The 561-nt window shown below is 61.1% G+C and carries 1 pseudogene; it reads left to right on the top strand.

Annotation, left to right across the window (positions count from 1 at the left end):
- Window positions 1-561, top strand: a pseudogene (locus BFP89_RS00010) (type IV secretion protein Rhs); the annotation flags it as partial.

Raw genomic sequence — 561 nt, 5'->3', positions numbered from 1 at the left:
GGGCGCGACTGGTACAGCGCATCGATCCCGACGGTGCCCGACATTTCAAATCCTACGACGACAAGGGCCGACTGACCGTCGAGCAGGACCCGCTAGGCGCGGTGACGGCGTATCAGTACGACGACGCCGGACGCTTGGTCGCGCTGTTTCCGGGGGAGGATGAGCCGACGTCCTACGAGCATGACAAAGGCTTCGTACGGGTCGTGCGGCGTGGTGAGGCGGTTTGGAAATACGAGCGTAATGAGCAAGGCGATGTCACCCGCAGGATTGATCCGGAGGGCAACGCGACGGATTACAGCTACGACAAGCGGGGACAACTGACCGGGGTCTGGTATCCCGACAACAGTTGTCATCGGCTGGTGTGGAATGAACGGGGGCAGCTCGTTGAAGAACAGCTGCCCAACGGTGGCATCAAGCGTTATCGCTATGACGATCTGGGCCGGCAGGTTGCGCTGGAGGATGAGCATGGCGCGCTGACTCAGTATCAATGGGACGCGGTAGGACGTTTGGCTCGCTGGGTACTGCCGGACGGCGCTACACGGGAATTCAGCTACAACCCCT

It is taken from the genome of Pseudomonas sp. 31 R 17, assembly GCF_900004915.1.
Lineage (GTDB): Bacteria > Pseudomonadota > Gammaproteobacteria > Pseudomonadales > Pseudomonadaceae > Aquipseudomonas > Aquipseudomonas orientalis_A.
The sequence above is the reverse complement of the archived record's forward strand: the minus strand, read 5'-3'. Positions and strand labels throughout refer to the sequence as shown.